Origin of the sequence: Chelativorans salis (assembly GCF_025336525.1) — a bacterium.
In the GTDB taxonomy this organism is placed as follows: domain Bacteria; phylum Pseudomonadota; class Alphaproteobacteria; order Rhizobiales; family Rhizobiaceae; genus Chelativorans; species Chelativorans salis.
The window spans coordinates 754,943-773,646 of the sequence record NZ_JAOCZP010000002.1; the positions used below are offsets into that span (position 1 = coordinate 754,943).

Annotated in this window: 17 protein-coding genes; 14 read left to right on the forward strand and 3 right to left on the reverse strand. The window is 66.0% G+C overall.

Annotated elements, in window-relative coordinates:
- Position 1: 1 nt before the first annotated feature.
- From N5A92_RS09655 to N5A92_RS09680, 6 genes are all read left to right on the forward strand, one after another.
- Positions 2–895: a heme/hemin ABC transporter substrate-binding protein gene (locus N5A92_RS09655; RefSeq protein WP_260902145.1), complete on the forward strand. Its 894-nt coding sequence runs from the start codon at positions 2–4 to the stop codon at positions 893–895.
- 3 nt (positions 896–898) lie between these two features.
- Entirely contained in the window at positions 899–1,996 is a 1,098-nt protein-coding gene (locus N5A92_RS09660) for a FecCD family ABC transporter permease (RefSeq protein ID WP_260902146.1), read from the forward strand.
- 13 nt (positions 1,997–2,009) lie between these two features.
- Complete coding sequence (locus N5A92_RS09665) at positions 2,010–2,801, forward strand: heme ABC transporter ATP-binding protein (protein ID WP_260902148.1); 792 nt, start codon at positions 2,010–2,012, stop codon at positions 2,799–2,801.
- A 316-nt stretch (positions 2,802–3,117) separates the two neighbouring features.
- Positions 3,118–4,458, forward strand: coding sequence for a DEAD/DEAH box helicase (locus N5A92_RS09670; protein ID WP_260902150.1), 1,341 nt, complete (start codon positions 3,118–3,120; stop codon positions 4,456–4,458).
- 334 nt (positions 4,459–4,792) lie between these two features.
- Positions 4,793–6,016 (forward strand): MFS transporter, encoded by a 1,224-nt coding sequence (locus N5A92_RS09675; RefSeq protein ID WP_260902152.1) that lies wholly within the window; start codon positions 4,793–4,795, stop codon positions 6,014–6,016.
- A gap of 139 nt (positions 6,017–6,155) precedes the next feature.
- Entirely contained in the window at positions 6,156–7,196 is a 1,041-nt protein-coding gene (locus N5A92_RS09680) for a cysteine synthase A (RefSeq protein ID WP_260902154.1), read from the forward strand.
- 867 nt (positions 7,197–8,063) lie between these two features.
- Here N5A92_RS09680 and N5A92_RS09685 read toward each other — a convergent pair.
- Positions 8,064–9,278, reverse strand: a complete 1,215-nt coding sequence (locus N5A92_RS09685) for a lipase family protein (protein ID WP_260902156.1) — start codon at positions 9,276–9,278, stop codon at positions 8,064–8,066.
- Positions 9,279–9,435: 157 nt separating this feature from the next.
- Here N5A92_RS09685 and N5A92_RS09690 point away from each other — a divergent pair, with 157 nt between their 5' ends.
- From N5A92_RS09690 to N5A92_RS09710, 5 genes are all read left to right on the forward strand, one after another.
- Complete coding sequence (locus N5A92_RS09690; protein ID WP_260902337.1) at positions 9,436–10,176, forward strand: alanyl-tRNA editing protein; 741 nt, start codon at positions 9,436–9,438, stop codon at positions 10,174–10,176.
- Between the two features lie 111 nt (positions 10,177–10,287).
- Positions 10,288–11,139, forward strand: a complete 852-nt coding sequence (gene sseA, locus N5A92_RS09695; protein ID WP_260902158.1) for a 3-mercaptopyruvate sulfurtransferase — start codon at positions 10,288–10,290, stop codon at positions 11,137–11,139.
- A complete protein-coding gene (locus tag N5A92_RS09700; protein ID WP_260902160.1) occupies positions 11,136–11,708 on the forward strand; it encodes a GNAT family N-acetyltransferase in 573 nt (190 codons plus the stop codon). Before sseA ends, N5A92_RS09700 begins: the two co-directional genes overlap by 4 nt.
- Before the next feature lie 91 nt (positions 11,709–11,799).
- Positions 11,800–12,366, forward strand: coding sequence for an OmpA family protein (locus tag N5A92_RS09705; RefSeq protein ID WP_260902162.1), 567 nt, complete (start codon positions 11,800–11,802; stop codon positions 12,364–12,366).
- 72 nt (positions 12,367–12,438) lie between these two features.
- Positions 12,439–12,912 (forward strand): DUF1203 domain-containing protein, encoded by a 474-nt coding sequence (locus N5A92_RS09710; RefSeq protein ID WP_260902165.1) that lies wholly within the window; start codon positions 12,439–12,441, stop codon positions 12,910–12,912.
- Positions 12,913–12,961: 49 nt separating this feature from the next.
- Here the strand turns inward: N5A92_RS09710 and ald are convergent, their stop codons facing one another.
- Positions 12,962–14,077, reverse strand: coding sequence for an alanine dehydrogenase (gene ald / locus N5A92_RS09715; protein WP_260902166.1), 1,116 nt, complete (start codon positions 14,075–14,077; stop codon positions 12,962–12,964).
- Positions 14,078–14,222: 145 nt separating this feature from the next.
- On the opposite strand from ald, the gene N5A92_RS09720 reads away from it, so the two are divergent.
- The gene (locus N5A92_RS09720) at positions 14,223–14,696 is read left to right on the forward strand and encodes an Lrp/AsnC family transcriptional regulator (RefSeq protein WP_260902167.1); all 474 of its coding nucleotides are present in this window, start codon (positions 14,223–14,225) and stop codon (positions 14,694–14,696) included.
- A gap of 12 nt (positions 14,697–14,708) precedes the next feature.
- On the opposite strand, the gene N5A92_RS09725 is transcribed toward N5A92_RS09720, so the two are convergent.
- A complete protein-coding gene (locus N5A92_RS09725; RefSeq protein ID WP_425248563.1) occupies positions 14,709–15,989 on the reverse strand; it encodes a mechanosensitive ion channel family protein in 1,281 nt (426 codons plus the stop codon).
- Between the two features lie 248 nt (positions 15,990–16,237).
- On the opposite strand from N5A92_RS09725, the gene N5A92_RS09730 reads away from it, so the two are divergent.
- Both N5A92_RS09730 and N5A92_RS09735 read left to right on the forward strand, forming a co-directional pair.
- Positions 16,238–18,214 (forward strand): bifunctional 2',3'-cyclic-nucleotide 2'-phosphodiesterase/3'-nucleotidase, encoded by a 1,977-nt coding sequence (locus tag N5A92_RS09730; protein ID WP_260902170.1) that lies wholly within the window; start codon positions 16,238–16,240, stop codon positions 18,212–18,214.
- A gap of 110 nt (positions 18,215–18,324) precedes the next feature.
- Entirely contained in the window at positions 18,325–18,648 is a 324-nt protein-coding gene (locus N5A92_RS09735) for a Dabb family protein (RefSeq protein WP_260902171.1), read from the forward strand.
- Positions 18,649–18,704 lie beyond the last annotated feature (56 nt).

The following is an 18,704-nucleotide window of genomic DNA, read 5'->3' on the forward strand; positions in this document are numbered from 1 at the left end:
GATGCTCGCGAATCTTAAGCCCCTCCGCCTGCTTGGCGCTCTCATGGCCGCCGCCTTCCTGGCAGCGCCCGCGCACGCCGCCGAAGACCTGCCGCAGCCCTTCGAGGACGCCTCGCGCCTCGTCTCCATCGGCGGCTCCCTGACGGAGATCGTTTACGCTCTGGGCGAGGAAGAGCACTTGGTGGCGCGCGATTCGACCGGCACCTTCCCGCCCGAGGCGCAGGACTTGCCCGATGTCGGCTACATGCGCGCGCTTTCGCCGGAGGGCGTGCTTTCCGTCACGCCGAGCGCCATCCTGGCGCTGGAGGGCAGCGGTCCGCCCGAGACCATGGACGTGCTGACAAAGGCCAGCGTGCCGCTCGTCGTGGTGCCGGAGACCTTCGACCGCCAAGGCATCCTGCGAAAGATCCGCTTCGTCGGCGCCGCCCTTGGCGAGACGGTGAAGGCGGAGGAGCTTGCCGACACCGTCGCACGCGACATCGACGCCGCCGAACGCCTGACGGACGGCGTTACCGAGCCCAAGCGCGTGCTCTTCATCCTCAGCATGCAGGGCGGGCGAATCATGGCATCGGGAAAGGACACCGCCGCCGACGGCATCATCGCCATGGCCGGCGGCGTCAACGCTATTCGTGAATTCTCCGGCTATAAGCAGGTCTCGGAGGAAGCGGTGGCCGAGGCGCAGCCCGACGTGATCCTGATGATGGATCGCGGCGGCGATCACGGAGCCGCCGACGAGGAACTTTTCAGCCATCCGGCCATCGCGCCGACGCCGGCTGCCCGCGACAAGGCGATCGTGCGCATGGACGGCGGCTATCTCCTCGGTTTCGGTCCGCGCACAGCCGGTGCTGTCCGCGACCTCGCGGCGGCCCTTTACGGTCAGCTGGCGGCGAATTGAGCCATGCCGCCGGCCGCCGGAATGCTCTCGCTACGGCGCCTTGCCGACGCGCCGGAAGGCGACCGCTCGGCGCGGGCGCGGCTGGCGATTGCGCTTCTTGTCGTGATGCTCGTCGTGGTCGCCGCGGTCAGTACCGCCACCGGCGCCTCGGATGCCTCCGTGCTCGGCGTCATCAAGGGCTGGTTCCAGCAGGGCGAGGAGGCGGCCCTTTCGGCGCGTGACCGGCTCATCGTCTACGAAATCCGCCTGCCGCGCGTGGCGCTCGGCATTCTCGTCGGTGCCGCGCTCGCCGTCTCCGGCGCGCTCATGCAGGGGCTCTTCCGCAATCCCCTGGCCGATCCCGGCATTGTCGGCGTCTCGGCGGGGGCAAGCCTGGGTGCCATCACCGTCATCGTCCTGGGCAGCACCGTGCTCGGGCCTTTCGTCGCCCTGTTCGGCATCTACGCACTGCCGCTGGCGGCTTTTCTCGGCGGACTGGTGACGACCCTTCTGCTTTATCGCGTGGCCACGCGGCAGGGGCAGACGTCGATCGCCACCATGCTCCTTGCCGGCATTGCGCTGGCCGCGCTGGCGATGGCCTTGTCGGGTATCCTGATCTACATGGCCGATGACCGGCAACTGCGCGATCTCACCTTCTGGCAGCTAGGCTCTCTCGGGGGCGCGACATGGAGCAAGATCGGCTCGGCCGGTCCGATCATTGTGCTTGCGCTCGCCGCCACCGTCTTCCTCGCTCGCGGCCTCAACGCGCTGGCGCTGGGCGAGGCTTCGGCCCGCCACCTCGGCATTCCCGTCCAGCGCATGAAGAACGCCGTCGTTCTCGCTGTCGCCGCGGCCACGGGCGCGGCCGTCGCCGTTTCCGGCGGCATCGGCTTCGTCGGCATCGTCGTACCGCACTTTCTCAGGCTCATCATCGGCCCCGACCACCGCTACCTGTTGCCGGCCGCAGCCCTTCTCGGCGCCAGCCTGCTGCTCCTGGCCGATGCCGTCAGCCGCACCATCGTCGCGCCGGCCGAACTGCCCATCGGCATCGTCACCGCCGTCTTCGGCGCTCCCTTCTTCCTGTGGGTGCTCCTGCGCCGCCGCGGCATCCTCGACCTTTAGCGGAAGAAAGACCATGATCGAAACCCGCAACGTCACTGTCTCCTTCGGCCGCGCACGCATTCTCTCCGGCGTCGATTTCACGGCAGAGCCTGGCCGCGTCACCGCCATCGTCGGCCCCAACGGCTCGGGCAAGTCGACCCTCGTCAAGGCGCTCTCGGGCGATCTTCCCTACGGCGGCAGCATCGCCTTCAACGGCCGCGAGCTTGCGCAGATGAAGCCCGCGGAAGCGGCCATTTCACGCGCCGTGCTGCCGCAGGCAATCACGCTCTCTTTCCCCTACACGGTGCGCGAAGTGGTGCGGCTCGGGCTGATGGGCGGGCGCTCGGGCGCGCTCGCCGGCCAGGACGAGCACCTGCCGGAACGTGCTCTGGCCAAGGTGGACCTTTCCGGCTTCGCCGGCCGCTTCTACCAAGAGCTTTCCGGCGGCGAGCAGCAGCGCGTGCAGCTCGCCCGCGTCCTCTGCCAGGTATGGGCCCCGGTGCTGGAAGGGCGCCCGCGCTACCTCATCCTCGACGAGCCGGTATCCAGCCTCGACATCAAGCACCAGCTTCTCGTCATGAAGATCGCGCGCGAGTTCGCGGCGCGCGGGGGAGGGGTGGTCGCCGTCCTGCACGACCTCAACCTGACCGCAGCCTTCGCCGATCATGTGCTCGTCATGCGCCGCGGCACGAGTGCTGCGGCAGGGGCGCCAGACGCGGTGATGCAGGATGCGCTTTTGTCCGAGGTCTTCGACTGCCCCTTGAAGGTCGGTGCCGTGCCGGCTGGGGCGACGCCCTTTGTCCTGCCGCAAGCCCTGTCGGCCTGACCGCTTTTTGCGCCGCACAATTATTCGTTTGCACTTTTGGCCGTCATACGCCATATGGGGCCCCATAGGCGCATGGGCCGGATTGACCGGCTTTCTCTCAACGAGACTGGTTGCGTCTCATTCTCCCTAACGTTCCCTTTGGACCGGCAGGCGGGAAAAGCCCCGGGCGGCAACGCTTCGGGCGCGACAGCGCAGCCGCGCGGAGCATGTCTCCGCCGCCTTGTCGTTCATCCAAAACCCATTTCGGCAGGTTGCGCCCTGCCGCGATCCGATTTGCGCGCCGCAATCCCGGCGCCGAATATGAAAGAGATAAGAATTGACCAATGACAACAACGCGAAGCCGCTCGGTTTCGCACAGCTGGGAATAACGGGCACCTTGCTCGACGCGGCTGCCGCCGCCGGCATGTCCGCTCCCAAGCCCATCCAGGAAAAAGCCATTCCCGCCTTCCTCGAAGGCCGCGACATCCTGGGCGTCGCCCAGACCGGCTCGGGCAAGACGGCGGCGTTCTCGCTGCCCATCCTGTCGAAGATCATCGGCCTCGGCAACAAGCGCCGGCCGCGCACGGCGCGTGCCCTGGTGCTGGTACCGACGCGCGAGCTTGCGGTGCAGATCGAGAAGGTCGTGCGCGAGCTCGCCAAGGGAGCGCATGTTTCCACAGCACTCGTGCTCGGCGGCGTATCGCGCCGCAGCCAGGTAAAGCGCATGGCCCCCGGCGTCGATATCCTGATCGCCACCCCCGGCCGCCTGACGGACCTCGTGCGCGAGGGCGAGATCGTGCTTTCGGACACCACCTGGCTTGTCCTCGACGAGGCCGACCGCATGCTCGACATGGGCTTCATCAATGACGTGCGGCGCATCGCCAAGGCGACGCACCCCGCTCGGCAGACCGCGCTCTTCTCGGCCACCATGCCGAAGGAAATCGAGAAGCTCTCGGCAAGCCTCCTGCGCGAGCCCGTGCGCGTCGAGATCGCCCGCCAGGGCACCACGGCAGCGGAAATCCGCCAGAGCGTGGTGATGGCGCGCACCAAGCAGAAGCGCAAAGTGCTCTCCGACATGCTGGCCGACGACAACATGCGTCAGGTGATCATCTTCGCCCGCACCAAGCACGGCGCCGACCGCGTGACGCGCGACCTCGGACGGGACGGCTTCGAGGCCGCCGTCATCCACGGCAACAAGTCGCAGAACGCCCGCCAGCGCGCGCTCGACGGCTTCCGCAGCGGTTCGGTGCGCATCCTGGTCGCCACCGACATCGCGGCGCGCGGCATCGACGTGCCGGGCATCAGCCACGTCGTTAACTTCGACCTGCCGGACGAGGCGGAAAGCTACGTCCACCGCATCGGCCGCACCGGTCGCAACGGGGCGGAAGGCGAGGCCATCACACTGTGCGATCCCGCCGAGGCATCGAAGCTCAGGCAGGTGGAGCGCATCATCCGCATGCGCCTTAACGTGTCGCAGGACGTCACGCGCGAGCCCGATCCCGTGCATCGCGACCCCGCGCCTGCCCGCCAGGAGCCCGCCAACGACCGCCCGCGCCCCTTCAAGCAGAGGGGCGATGCCGGCGGCGAGCGGACCGGCTCCAAGCCCCCGCGCCGCAAGCGCAACCGCCGTGGCGGCCCAAAGAACGGCGCCGTCCGCTTCGGCTCCCGCGCGGCCTGACAATTCGCCGGTGCCCGCCTTCCGGTGGGCGCCGGCATCCGCCCTCGTGGTTCGACAAGCTCACCATGAGGGCTGTGTGCGCCAATTTGCCTACGGTGAAGCTTGCGGTGACGTGGCCATCAGCCTCATCCTGAGCCTGTCGAAGGACGAGGGTGAAGGCACGCACCGTCGTTCACGCGCATCTCCACCACTCTGGCGACACCTTCTCCGCCTACTGGCACAATTGCCTGGCCTCTCCCCCTGCGATAGACCACATGCCGGCTCGGGTGCTTCGCGCAAACGGGCGGGAGGTGACGCGGTCCTAAGGTGCCCGCGCAAGCCTGGAGGAGCATCGATGGCAGGAATTGCCGCGCTGACGGCGGCCTACGTTCTTTCACAGTTCTACCGCTCCTTCCTCGCCGTCCTCACGCCAGCGCTCACGGCCGAACTCGGCGCCAGCAAGGCCGACCTTTCGGCCGCCTCCGGCGCATGGTTTGCGCTTTTCGCACTGATGCAGTTCGCCGTTGGCATCTCGCTCGACCGTTGGGGCCCGCGCCGCACGGCGGGCGTGCTCCTCGGCCTTTGCGCCGGCGGCGGCGCCTTTCTTTTCGCCTTCGCCACGGCCCCGTGGATGGTGATCGCCGCCATGGCGCTGATCGGCATGGGTTGCGCGCCCGTGCTCATGGCCTCCGTCTTCATCTTCGCAAAATCCTTTTCGCCGGCGCGGCTTGCAGTGCTCACCTCGTGGCTGATGGCCATCGGCACGATGGGCAATGTGGTGGGCGCTTCGCCCATGGCCGCCGCGGCCGAGGCCTTTGGATGGCGCGAAGTTATGGCGGGCCTCGGCGTCATCACCCTCCTGGTTGCCGGCGGGATCCTCCTGATCGTGCGCGACCCCGCGCGCGAGGACAGCGTCTTCGGAAGCTCCGGCCTCGGCGGCTATCTCGAACTCATCCGGCTGCGCGCCCTGTGGCCGATCATCCCGCTAGCCGCGCTCAACTACGCCGCCGCCGCCGGCATCCGCGGCCTGTGGGCGGGGCCGTATCTCGCCGATGTCTATAGCGCCGACGCGCTGCTCATCGGCCAGGTCACCCTCTTCATGGCACTTGCCATGGCCGCCGGCACCTTCATCTACGGCCCCCTCGACACCCTCACCGGCACGCGCAAATGGGTGGCGGTGGCGGGCAACACGCTCGGCGCGGCCGCCGTCGCCTGGCTCGCCGTCTTTCCCCTTGCCGGCGTCGGCGCGGCAACGGTCGCTCTCGTCCTCATCGGGCTCACCGGCGGCAGCTACGGGGTGATCATGGCCCACGGCCGCGCCTTCATGCCCGCGCATCTGACGGGGCGCGGCGTCACCCTGCTCAACTTCTTTTCCATCGGCGGCGTTGGGCTGATGCAGTTCGCCACCGGCGCCGTGGTCACCGCGTCCACCGTGCCGGGGGAGCCGGCCGTTGCCTACCGCACTCTGTTCGTCTTCTATGCCGGCGTTCTTCTGGCCAGCATTCTGGTCTATCTTTTTACGCGCGACGCCCGGCCGGAGCCGGCGTCGCGGCCGTCGCCCCAGCCGGCGGAGCGCTGAAACCGGGAGGGAAAATCGTCTTCCCGCTGCCGCCAGCGCCGAACCCTATGCCAGCAGCAGGCGGGCCGGCGCAAAAACACGCCTTGTCGGGACTGACGGCGGCTTTTAGGCTTCGCCGGCAAAAACGAGGAATCCCCTGATGCAGCCTTCGGTGATCGAAACCATCGGCAACACGCCGCTCATCCGCCTCAAACGCGCTTCCGAGGAAACCGGGTGCGAGATCTACGGCAAGGCCGAATTCATGAACCCCGGCCAGTCGGTAAAGGACAGGGCAGGGCTCTTTATCATCCGTGATGCGGAGAAGAGGGGCCTGCTCCGGCCCGGCGGCATTATCGTCGAGGGCACGGCGGGCAACACCGGCATCGGCCTCACCGTGGTCGCCAAGGCGCTCGGCTACCGCACGGTTATCGTCATTCCCGAGACCCAGAGCCAGGAGAAGAAGGACGCGCTGCGCGTGCTCGGCGCCGAACTGATCGAGGTGCCGGCGGTGCCTTACCGCAACCCCAACAACTATGTGAAAATTTCCGGCCGGCTCGCCGCTGAGCTTGCCAGAACCGACCCCAACGGCGCCATCTGGGCCAACCAGTTCGACAATGTCGCCAACCGCGACGGCCACCGGGCGACGACCGCGCAGGAGATCTGGCGCCAGACGGAAGGCAAGGTCGACGGCTTCGCCTCCGCCATCGGCACCGGCGGCACGCTAGCGGGCGTCGCCGACGGCCTCAGGGAGAAGAAACCGGGCGTCAAGATCGCGCTCGCCGATCCCATGGGCGCGGCGCTCTTCAGCTACTATACGACCGGCGAGTTGAAATCGGAGGGAAGCTCCATCACCGAAGGCATCGGCCAGGGGCGCGTCACCGCCAATCTCACCGGCTTCAGCCCCGACTTCTCCTACCAGATCCCTGACGCCGAAGCCCTTCCCATCGTCTTCGACCTCGTCCAGGAAGAGGGCCTGTGCCTCGGCGGCTCCACCGGCATCAACATCGCCGGCGCCGTCCGCCTGGCGAAGGAAATGGGCCCCGGCCACGTGATCGTCACCGTGCTCGCCGACTACGGTACGCGCTACCAGTCCAAGCTGTTCAACCCGGCCTTCCTGCGCGAGAAGGGCCTTCCCGTGCCGGGCTGGATGGAGAAGGAAGTGGCCATCCCCGTGCCGTATGAGGAGGTGCCGGCGGAGTAGGGCGTTAGGGCGAGGCGGCGCTGGCCTTCACGCTTCCCCGTCTTGCCGAAGGACGGACCTTCCCCACCGCGCGCGTCATCCCGGAACGTTGGCCAAGTCACGGAATGCGTCCCGGCTCTGCGGGAGCTTACGCTCCCTTGGCCGGGATGACGCATGTTTGGAGGAACTCTACAGCCCTTCGGCCAGAGGCGCGGCTATTGGACAAGCGGGGGATAAATTTCGACCCGATTACCCGCCAACCCATTGATCCCCCACAACCTGCAAACTTTTTTCGCACGAAAATACGCCCCCCTGCCCACGCCGCCCCTATCATCGTCCCGTCCCTCCCGCGGGAACGCGGATCGCGACGGCGGTCTCGTGGGGAGGGGCCGGCGCCTCCGGCGGGCCGCTAACGTGGCGGCCGGCCCGGGGAGGCTCTGCCCAAGGGTTCCCCTGCCGCCACTACGGGCGGCGCGTGCCGGACGGTGCACTTTAAAGGGGAGCGGAGGAATGACGGGCAACGTGGCAGCCCCGAGCGGGTCGAAGGGCCACCCCCGTCGCGGAAGGCAAAAAACCTTCCACAATCCACTCCCTGGAAGCGGAACGGGCGGAGACGGAAATCGCCGGACGGGCGGCCGAGAGGTCGCTGAAAAAATCTAGACTGGCGACACTTCGGCCGCCCGTCTTCCCACCACCTCAAGGGAGCCTTCCCAAAGGGTGGGTTCTTTGAAATGGCCAGACGCGAGCAGCGGGCGTGGCAACGATGGCGCGCGCCCGTCCTCACCCTGAGCCTGTCGAAGGGTGAGCTTGTCGAAGGGGTCGAAGGGTGTCCCCGCCAACGAGCGAGAAAGGCCACTGCACATGGCACCCCCCGGCCTCCTGACAACCTTATCCCGGCGCGGCCACCGTCGGCAGCTTGTCGCAGTCGCTGGGCGCGGCGGCACCTTCCAGGCGACCGGCGATCCAGTCAGCCGCCTTGTCGGCACCCTTCGTGGCGGCCGCGAGATGGTCTCCGCCTTCGATCCAGTCGAAACTGACGGGCGTTCCTGCACGGCAGGCGCTGTGGGCGTAGGAGATGGTGACCCGGGGCCGGACGAGCATATCGGCCGAACCCTGGGCGATGAAGAGCGGCGCGCCCGTGGCCGCGCTGCCGGCGGAATTGTTCACGAGCAGCGATCTCCAGGGCTCGATGTCGCTCAAATCGCCGTGGATGAAGTCCTTCTCGAGTGCCTTCTCGTGCCGGCGCAGCAAAAGCGCCTGGAACAGGCCCTCAAGGCAGTCCTCTGCGATGCGATCGACGGCGGCGCCCGTGGAGGGATCGAGCAGATTGTCGAGCGGGGCGCCGTAGACCCGGTTCCACGACCACAGTGCGTAGGCCGTCAGCACCCTGCCGGGAGCGCTGTCGATATCGTCGCGCAGGAGTTGGGTCAGGTCCGTGGCCGGCGCCGCCGCCGCGACACCGGCGAGCTTGAGATCCGGTGCATAGGAGGCCGCCAGTTGCCCGGTGTACAGCGCCGCATGGCCGCCCTGGGAGTGGCCCCAGACGGCGAACTCATTCGACGCCTCGACCTCGGGCATTCGCATTGCGGCGCGCACGGAGTCCAGCACTGCTCGCCCCTCGCTCGTGCCCACCAGATAAGGATGCGGGGAGGGCGTCCCGAGGCCGGGATAGTCGGTGGCGACGACCACATAGCCGCGGTCAAGAAACGCCTTCAGTCCTGGGACCGAGCCGAAGAATCCCCGGCGCAGCGACGGTGCGCACCGGCTGACGATACCGGTCGTCCCATGCGCCCAGGCGACTACCTTCTGCGGCGCGTCGCTCGGCCGCTCGGGCGCCACGATCACGCCGGAAACGGCGATCGGCTCCCCGTCAAGGCCGGTGGAGCGGTAGACCACGCGCCAAGCGCGCGCACCCGTGGGGGCGCCGGCAAACACTTCGGAGCGGATGATGTTGCCGGGTGCGCCGGCCAGCGCGGATCTCTCCACCTGATAGAACGGCCCCGGAGTGCCGGGCTCGATGGCGCAGCCGCCCGTCAGCAGCATGAAGGCCGCCAGATACAGGCCGAGCAACGGCCCCGTTCGCACATTCACAATCCGCCGCATAGGAAATCCCCCTCCATTGGCGGCACCGCAGCCTCCGGCGGCGCACAAGCATTCTGCCACAGCTTGTACGGAAATCGAAAGCGTGCCGGTTCCAATATGATTATCGCGGGATTAGGGTTTCGCCTGCACGTTTCATGTGGAGGATGCCGTGGAGCAGATGACCCGCACCGAGGCGCTTTTTCGCGACCAGCCCTACCTCACCTCGACGGAGGCTGCCGTTCTCGGCATCAACGATCGCGGCGGCGTCATTCTCGACCGTACGGTCTTTTACGCCACCTCCGGCGGCCAGCCGGGCGATACGGGCGGCTTCCTGCGCTCCGACGGCTCGAGGATTGCCATTGCGGCGACGGTGACCGGCCGCACCAAGGACGAGATCATCCACGTGCCGGCGGCGGGCGAGCCGTTGCCGGAAGTGGGCGAGACGGTGAAGCTCGAACTCGACTGGGACCGGCGCTACCGGCTGATGCGCATGCACACCGCCTGCCATCTCCTGAGCGCCATCTGCCCCTTTCCCATTACCGGCGCCTCGGTGGGAGAGGAGGATGCGCGCCTCGATTTCGACCTGCCGGATGCGGGCTTCACCAAGGAGGGGGTGACGGAAGAGCTGATGGCACTGGTCGCCGCCGATCACCCGGTTTTCACGCGCCTGATCGACGAGGAGGAGCTTTCGGCCAACCCGTCGCTGGTGAAGTCGAAGAACGTACGCCCCCCGGCCGGCGCCGGGCGCATCCGCCTGGTCTGCATCGGCGAGGACTCCTCGATCGACAGCCAGCCCTGCGGCGGCACGCATGTCGGTCGCACCGGGGAGATCGGCGCGGTCCACATCGGCAAGATCGAGAAGAAGGGGCGGGAGAACCGCCGCTTCCGTATCCGCTTCGGCCCGCTGCCGGCGGATTGAGGAGCAGCTTGACCTGCCGAGCGTGCGAAGGCCCTTGCCGTTTGCGCGAGAATTCTATGTTGTGCCGGTAGAGGCAGCGACCACCGGAAAAGCACAACGGAACAGAATCGCATGAGCGACAAGAACCCTTTCATCGTTTCCGCCAATTGGCTGGAAAAACGCCTCAAGGAGCCGGGGCTGTCGATCGTCGACGGTTCCTGGTACCTGCCGGCCCAGGGGCGGGACGCACGCGCGGAATACGATGCCGCCCACATACCGGGTGCGGTGTTCTTTGATCACGATCTGGTGGTCGAGCCCGACTCCGGCCTGCCGCACGCCCTGCCGGAACCGCTCACCTTCGAGCGCTTCGTCAGTTCCATGGGCATTTCCGAGCGCGATACGATCGTCGTCTACGATGGTCCCGGTCTTTTCTCCGCTCCGCGCGTATGGTGGCTGTTCCGGGTGATGGGCGCTGAAAGGGTCTTCCTGCTCGACGGCGGGTTCGACCGCTGGCGCGCGGAAGGCCGCCCGGTGACGAACGAGCCGACGAAGATCGCCCCCACCGCCTTCATGCCGCATTTCGACAAGTCCCGCGTTGCCCATCTCACCGACATGCGGCGGATCGTCGAGGAAAGAAGTGCGCAGGTCGCCGACGCGCGGCCTTCCGGGCGCTTCACGGGCGCGGAGCCGGAGCCGCGCACCGGCGTCCGCTCCGGCCACATGCCTGGCGCGATCAATGTTCCGGCCACATCGCTTTCCGAAGATGGAAGCCTGCTGCCGCCCGACCGCCTGCGCGAAAGACTGGAGGAAGCCGGGCTCGATCTCAGCAAGCCGGTGGTCACCTCCTGCGGGTCGGGCGTAACGGCGGCTGTCATCACCTTGGCGCTCGAATCGCTCGGCCACCGCGATAACCGCCTCTACGACGGCTCGTGGAGCGAGTGGGGCGCGCGCGATGACACTCCGGTCGTCACGGGGTCGGAATGAACGCCGTCCTCAAGCAGCGTAGCGGCCGCACACTGCCCGCCACCGTCACCCATCTGGAGATGGCCGTGCCGCCGCGCACCTATCCGACCATCCCCTCCGGGCGGCAGTTGGCGCTCCTGCGCTGCCACGACATGCCGCTTCACTTCTACCGCTATCTCTACGACCGCGTGGGCCGCGACTGGCACTGGACGGCGGCGCTGAACCTTTCCGACGCGGCCTTGGTGGAGCGTCTTCAAAGCACGCAGACGGACATCCATGTCCTGCACATGGAGGGCTGTCCGGCGGGCTTTTTCGAATTGCGGCTTCTGCCGCGCGACGAATGCCGGCTGGTGCATTTCGGCCTGATGGCGCACGCCGTGGGCACCGGGCTCGGCCGCTGGTTCCTGGGGTCTGCCATCCGCACCGCCTGGTCGCACGGGCCGCGACTGGTGTCGGTGGAGACTTGCACGCTCGACCATCCGGCCGCACTCGGGCTCTACCAGAAGATGGGCTTCAGCCCCGTTTGGCGAAGGGAGGAGACGGTCACGGTTCTGTCGCCCGAGGCGCGGGCGGCGGTGCTTCTGCGGTGACCATATGAACGCAGGCGTATCGGCACATTCATGCCGGCTTCAGGTGCCGACGGTCATCATCCCGACAGTGAAATCCTCGGGAGAGAGACCAATGCTGAACCGCCGACAGATCCTTTTCGCCGCCGCCGCGACCGCGGCATCCGCCGCTCTGCCCACCATCGCGCTGGCGCAGCCGGAGATGCCGTCGGCGCGCCAGATCCTGCGCAGCCTGGAGGCCGCACCTCGCCGAGCCGTGAGGCCGGAAAACCGCGTCACCATCGAGCAGTTCAAGCGCCGCCCGGAACTGCGCCGCATGGCGCCGTCCATCGATATCCAGGCCATCAACTTCGCCTTCGATTCGGCGGAGATCCTGCCTTCGCAATATGGCAAGGTGGAGCATATCGCTTCGGCCCTGAGCCAGCTCATGCGCCGCCGGCGGGGCACGCGCATCCTGCTCGAGGGCCATACGGACGCCGTCGGCTCCTACGCCTACAACCTCCAGCTTTCGCAAATGCGTGCCCGCTCGCTGAAGAACGTCCTCGTCCGCCACTTCGGCATCCTGTCCTACATGCTGGAGACCGTCGGCTACGGTGAGGAGTTCCTGCTCGTGCCGACACCCCACGAGAGCTGGGAAAACCGCCGCGTGACGCTCAGGCGCATCGACGATTTCGTCTTTTAGCCCTCATGAATCGGGTGGTTCAACCGCCCGTGATCGATAGTCTTCTCCTGCTTCGAACGCAGGAGAAGATCCATGGGCCTCATACGTTTCATCGCCATGCCGACACGGGAGGCGCGGGCGTTCCAGGGCGGCGGCCTCGACGCCTACGGCAGCCCGCCGGAGCGCCGTATCTCGGACGGCGACGGCGTACCCTGCCGCCACTGCCTGCGCCATGTGCCGGCGGGGCGGCCTTATCTGGTGTTTGCCTACCGGCCTTTCCCCGATCTCCAGCCCTATGCGGAGACAGGGCCGATCTTCTTGTGTGCGGACGAATGCCCGCGCGCGATGGAGAGCGACGTGATGCCGGAGACGCTCCGCGCCTCCACCGAATTCCTCCTGCGTGGCTACGATGGTAAAGATCGCATCATCTACGGCACCGGCTCGGTGACGCCGAAGCGGCTCGTCTGCACGCAGGCGCACGAACTCCTGCAGCGGCCGCAGGTTGTCTATCTCCACCTGCGTTCAGCGAAATACAATTGCTACCAGTGCCGCATCGAGCGCGCGTAAAAATGCCCGCCACGAATGGCGGGCAAGTTCGGGAGGAAAGGCGGTAGCCCTAAGCGGCCAGCGCAGTCTTCGGCTCGGCCATCTCGTAACCCAGCGCCTCGGCCACCGCGCGGTTGGTGATGCGGCCCTTGTGGACGTTGAGGCCGTTGCGCAGGTTGGGGTCGTCGACCAGCGCCTTCATGCCCTTGTCGGCAAGCTGCAGGCCGTAGTGGAGCGTGGCGTTGTTGAGGGCGTGCGCTGAGGTGACCGGCACTGCTCCGGGCATATTGGCGACGCAATAGTGGATGATGCCATCCACCGCGAAGGTGGGATCGGAGTGGGTGGTGGGGCGCGATGTCTCGAAGCAGCCGCCCTGGTCGATGGCGACGTCCACGAGCACGGCGCCAGGTTTCATGCCCGACAGCATTTCACGAGTGACGAGTTTGGGTGCCGCAGCACCCGGAATGAGGACGGCGCCCACGATCACATCGGAGGAGAAGCACTCCTCCTCCAGCGCCTCGACGGTGGAATAGCGTGTATGCACGCGGCCGGCGAAGATGTCGTCGAGCTGGCGCAGGCGTGGGATGGAGCGGTCGATGATGGTGACGTCCGCACCCAACCCGATCGCCATCTTGGCAGCGTTGAGACCGACCACGCCGCCGCCGATGATGGCGACCTTGCCCGGCAGCACGCCCGGCACGCCGCCGAGCAGCACGCCGCGGCCGCCGTTCGCCTTCTGAAGCGCGGTGGCGCCAGCCTGGATGGCGAGCCGGCCAGCGACCTCCGACATGGGCGCAAGCAGCGGCAGGCCGCCACGCTCGTCCGTCACCGTCTCGTAGGCAATGGCGGTTACGCCCGATGCGACCAGCCCCTTGGTCTGCTCCGGGTCCGGAGCGAGATGCAGATAGGTGTAGAGGATCTGGTCCTCGCGCAGCTGCACCCACTCGGAAGCCTGCGGCTCCTTGACCTTGACGACCATGTCGGCTCTGGCAAAAACCTCCTCGGCGGTCTTGGTGATCGCGGCGCCGGCCGCACGGTAGGCGTTGTCGTCGGCGCCAATACCGGCACCCGCGCCCGTCTCCACCAGCACCTCGTGGCCGTGCGCCACATATTCGCGCACCGAGCCTGGGGTGAGGCCCACGCGGTACTCGTGGTTCTTGATTTCCTTGGGGCATCCGACGCGCATTTCAGGCGATCTCCGGTATGTGATGGGTTCAAGTGCAAAAATAGCGCAACTGGCCCCGCAGGTCCTTGCGAAGTGGTTTGCGTTGGGAGGCCACTTTCGTTATTTCTTGCGCAAAATATAGGTATCGATGGAGAAAATACGAAGGATGCCGCTCGACAGGATTGATATTGCCATTCTCGATACGCTCCAGCAGGACGGACGCATTTCCAACGCGGCGCTTGCGGAGAAGGCGGGGCTCTCGCAATCGGCCTGCTCGCGCCGGCTCGACAATCTGGAGAAGACGGGCGTCATCCGAGGCTACCACGCCCAGCTTTCCAATGCCGCTCTGGGGCACCGCATGACGGTGATCGTGCACATCTCGCTCACCGGGCAGTTCGAGAAGACGCTTACCGAGTTCGAGGCGGCGGTGAAGCGTTGCCCCAACATCCTGTCGTGCCATCTGATGTCGGGGGAATATGATTACATCCTGAGGATCGCGGCACGCGATCTGGAGGACTACGAGCGCATTCACAAGGAATGGCTGACGGGGATGCCGCATGTCATCAAGATCAACTCCTCCTTTGCACTACGCGAGGTGATCGACCGCACGGCGATCGGCATTCGGCCGGAGATGGCTTGAGGCTTGCGGCGTTCAGTCTGCCGGCAATCCGTCCAGTCCATCCGGCAGCTTTTTCGGCTGCTTCATGATGATCTCGCGGTGCGGGTAGGGGATCTGGATGCCGTTCTCCTTGAAAGCGTCCCACAGCGCCAAGAGGACTTCGCCGCGGACGTTGGTCAGCCCCTGCTGCGGATCGCGGATCCAGAAGCGCAGCACGAAGTCGAGAGACGAATCGCCAAAGTCCGTCAGCCAGCAGACGGGGCGGCGGCTTGCCTCCACCCTGTCGACACCCGCCGTCGCCTTGATCGCCAGTTCGCTGACCTTGTGAGGATCGGAGTCGTAAGAGACGCCGAATTCCACGTCGAGGCGCACCAGCTCGTCCGAGAACGACCAGTTGATCACCCGCTCGGTGATGAAGTCTTCATTGGGAATGAGGTACTCGCGCCCGTCACGCGTCACAACGGAGACGAAGCGGGCCCGCAGCTCGCGGATCCAGCCGAAGGTCTCGCCCAGCGAAATCGTATCGCCCGGTTTGATCGATTTGTCGACGAGGATGATGATGCCGGAGATAAAGTTGGAGACCACTTTCTGCAGGCCGAAGCCGAGCCCCAGGCCGACAGCGCCGGAAAAGACGGTGAGTGCGGTGAGGTCGATGCCGACGGTGGAAAGAGCTACGGCGCCGGCAATAAGGATCACTCCGATCTTGGCGATCTTGCCGACCAGCACGCGGACGGACGGCGTCAGGTCGGAGGTCCGCTGCATCCTCTCTTCGAGAAAGTTGCCGGCAAGCACCGAGACCCATAGTGCGGCAGCCAGCACCAGCAGTGATTTCAGGATCACGAGCGCCGACAGGCGGAAGTCCCCCAGGGGCAGGGCGAGCGAATCCAGCAAGGCGGCCATCGGCTCATCGAGACCGAGGATGACGAGCGCGGCGTAGAGCCACACCAGCCAGGCGACGATACGGGCGGCGAGCCTGTTGCGGATGACGCGTGAGAGAACCGAGGCAACGAGCCAGGCCGCTGAGAGCGACAGCACGACCGCGACCAGCCAGCTGCGGCTCGGCCAGGTGACGGCACGCATGACCGACAGTGCCAGGAACAAGAACGCGACGAAGACGATCCAGTCCGTCTGGTGGAGAAGCGCCACCACGGCGCGCAGGATGCCCGGGTGGCCGTGGATCCGACGTGCCCGGTCCTCCAGCCGCGGCACGATGCTGCGTGAGAGGAACTTGGCGCCTGCGAAGAGGATGAGGACGATGACAAGCTGATAGGCGAACCACGGTTCGGTCACCTGGGCGAAACCCTGCCGCAGCAGGTCGAGGAGCGAATTCGCAAGTCCGCCTAAATCATTGTTCGGCAACGTTCCTCATCCATTCGCTGTCACAGGGCGGCATCTTTTGCCAGTGAGCGATTTCCCAGCGGGATACTAATCCTGCTGTAGCGGTCGGGCAACCGGACTGGAAGGGCCGTTCCGTCACGCTGCCGTCATTCGAATTTGCTGGACTGGGCGGGTATTCGGCGCAACACTTCTTCCTTGCTATCAAAGCCTGCCAGGGGGTTTCCATGTCCGCAAAGTTTCATCAAATTTCCCGCCGTTCCTTCCTTGCGGGAGCCGGCGCGGCCGGCGCGTTGGTCGCTCTCCACCCCTTCTCGGCGCGCGCGGCGGCGAATCAGGCCCATCTGCGCATCATGGAGACGACGGACCTGCACGTGCACGTCTTCCCTTACGACTACTATGCCGACAAGCCGAATGACACGATGGGGCTGGCCCGCACCGCGACGATTATGGACCAGATCCGCGCCGAGGCGACCAACGCGATGCTGATCGACAACGGTGATTTTCTTCAGGGCAACCCAATGGGCGACTACATTGCCTATGAGCGCGGCATGAAGGAGGGCGACGTCCACCCGATCATCAAGGCCATGAATACGCTGGGCTACGACTGCTCCACCCTCGGCAACCACGAGTTCAATTACGGGCTCGATTTCATGTTCAAGGTGCTGGCCGGCGCCAATTTCCCCTTCGTCTGCGCCAACCTGACCAAGGGCGGGCTTGCCGCCAACGCGCGCGACGACGAGCTTTTCCTGAAACCCTATATCATCCTCGACAAGGTGCTGAAGGATGGGGCGGGGGAAGAGCATTCCATCCGCGTCGGCCTCATCGGCTTCGTGCCGCCACAGATCATGACCTGGGATTCCCGGCACCTGACGGGCAAGGCGATGACGCGTGACATCGTCAAGGCCGCGGAAGCATGGGTGCCGCAAATGAAGGAGGAGGGGGCGGACGTCATCATCGCCCTTTCGCACTCCGGCGTCGGACCGGCGCAGTATGAGGAGAACCTGGAGAACGCTTCACTGCTGGTGGCCGGCGTCGATGGCATCGACGCGGTAGTGACCGGTCACAGCCATCTCGATTTTCCTGGGCCGAAGTTCGACGGCGTGGAGGGGGTGGACAATGCCAGTGGCCTGATCGGCGGCAAGCCTGCCGTAATGGGCGGCTTCTGGGGCTCACATCTCGGGCTTATCGACCTGATGCTCGAACGCGACGGCAGGGCTTGGCGGGTGATCGGCTCCACCAGCGAGGCGCGCCCCATTTTCGAGCGCGTCGAGCGGGCGGTCGAGCCGACCGTGGAGAGCACGGCGGACGTGGAGGAGGTGGTGCGCGAAGACCACGAGGCCACACTCGCATATGTGCGCACGCCCGTCGGCAAGACTTCGGCGCCGCTACATTCCTATTTCGCGCTCGTTGCCGACGACCCGTCGGTGCAGATCGTATCGCAGGCGCAGATCTGGTACATCAAGGACATGCTGAAGGACACGGACTACAAGGACATCCCCGTGCTTTCGGCGGCTGCTCCCTTCAAGGCGGGCGGGCGCGGCGGCCCGGACTACTATACCGACGTGCCGGCGGGCGACGTCGCCATCAAGCACGTGGCCGACCTCTATCTCTATCCGAACACCGTTCAGGCGGTGCTCGTCACCGGGGCGGATGTGAGGGAGTGGCTGGAGCGGTCGGCCGGCATCTTCAATCAGGTCGAGCCGGGCAAGGCGGATCAGCCGCTGTTGAACACGGACTTTCCGTCCTACAATTTCGATGTGATCGACGGTGTGACCTATGCGATCGATCTCAGCCAGCCATCGCGCTATTCGTCGGACGGGGAGCTGATCAATCCCGACGCTCACCGTATAACGGACTTGATGTTTGGCGGTGAACCCATTGACTCGGAAAAGAAATTTGTCGTTGCCTCCAATAACTATCGCGCCGGCGGCGGCGGCAATTTCCCAGGCATCGGGCCGGACAAGCTGATTTTCGAGGCGCCCGACACCAACCGCGACGTGATCGTGCGCTACATCATCGAAGAAGGCACCATCAACCCATCGGCCGACGCCAACTGGCGCTTTGCGCCGCTGGAGAACACGTCGGTTCTGTTCGAGACCGGTCCGAAGGGTGCTCAATTTGCGGCTGACGTGGAAGGGGTATCGATCGAGCCGGCGGGTGAGGGACAGGAGGGCTTTGCGCTCTACCGCATCGCCTTGTAAGTGGCGGGCGGAAGCTGTGGACCTGAACGCCAGGGCGCGGCAGCGCGGGACATTGACAATCTCCCCTCCGGCGCCCGATTTCTGCGGGTGACAAAGCCGGAGGCCGCCCCGTGATTCGCCACATCGTTTTTTTCAGTGCCCGAAAGCGCGAGGACGTCGAGCGCATCGCCGAGGAACTGAGCATGCTGGGGCGGATCCCGCATTCGGATTTCTTCGAGATAGGCATCAACCGCAAGGTTGATCAGCTTGGCGGGGAGGTCGACGTGGTGGTCTATGGCGAGTTCCGCGACGAAGCGGCGCTCGCCGCCTACAAGGCGCACCCCGTCTATGCCGAGTGCATCACCAAGGTGCGCCCGCTGAGGGAGATGCGACTGGCCGCGGACTTCGTTTCTGAGGCCGGTGCCACCAGTTCGGGTGGCCGGAAAGGGCGTTGAAACGTCCGAGACGGCATAACAAACCGCAATTTCGAGATTTCAACTGTCGGTAAAAG

Coding starts and splice junctions, on each gene's coding strand:
- N5A92_RS09675 (WP_260902152.1), top strand. CDS start 4,793: ATGGCAGGAATTGCCGCGCTGACGGCGGCCTACGTTCTTTCACAGTTC.
- N5A92_RS09655 (WP_260902145.1), top strand. CDS start 2: ATGCTCGCGAATCTTAAGCCCCTCCGCCTGCTTGGCGCTCTCATGGCC.
- N5A92_RS09710 (WP_260902165.1), top strand. CDS start 12,439: ATGGGCCTCATACGTTTCATCGCCATGCCGACACGGGAGGCGCGGGCG.
- N5A92_RS09690 (WP_260902337.1), top strand. CDS start 9,436: ATGACCCGCACCGAGGCGCTTTTTCGCGACCAGCCCTACCTCACCTCG.
- sseA (WP_260902158.1), top strand. CDS start 10,288: ATGAGCGACAAGAACCCTTTCATCGTTTCCGCCAATTGGCTGGAAAAA.
- N5A92_RS09720 (WP_260902167.1), top strand. CDS start 14,223: ATGCCGCTCGACAGGATTGATATTGCCATTCTCGATACGCTCCAGCAG.
- N5A92_RS09660 (WP_260902146.1), top strand. CDS start 899: ATGCCGCCGGCCGCCGGAATGCTCTCGCTACGGCGCCTTGCCGACGCG.
- ald (WP_260902166.1), bottom strand. CDS start 14,077: ATGCGCGTCGGATGCCCCAAGGAAATCAAGAACCACGAGTACCGCGTG.
- N5A92_RS09700 (WP_260902160.1), top strand. CDS start 11,136: ATGAACGCCGTCCTCAAGCAGCGTAGCGGCCGCACACTGCCCGCCACC.
- N5A92_RS09665 (WP_260902148.1), top strand. CDS start 2,010: ATGATCGAAACCCGCAACGTCACTGTCTCCTTCGGCCGCGCACGCATT.
- N5A92_RS09730 (WP_260902170.1), top strand. CDS start 16,238: ATGTCCGCAAAGTTTCATCAAATTTCCCGCCGTTCCTTCCTTGCGGGA.
- N5A92_RS09705 (WP_260902162.1), top strand. CDS start 11,800: ATGCTGAACCGCCGACAGATCCTTTTCGCCGCCGCCGCGACCGCGGCA.
- N5A92_RS09685 (WP_260902156.1), bottom strand. CDS start 9,278: ATGCGGCGGATTGTGAATGTGCGAACGGGGCCGTTGCTCGGCCTGTAT.
- N5A92_RS09680 (WP_260902154.1), top strand. CDS start 6,156: ATGCAGCCTTCGGTGATCGAAACCATCGGCAACACGCCGCTCATCCGC.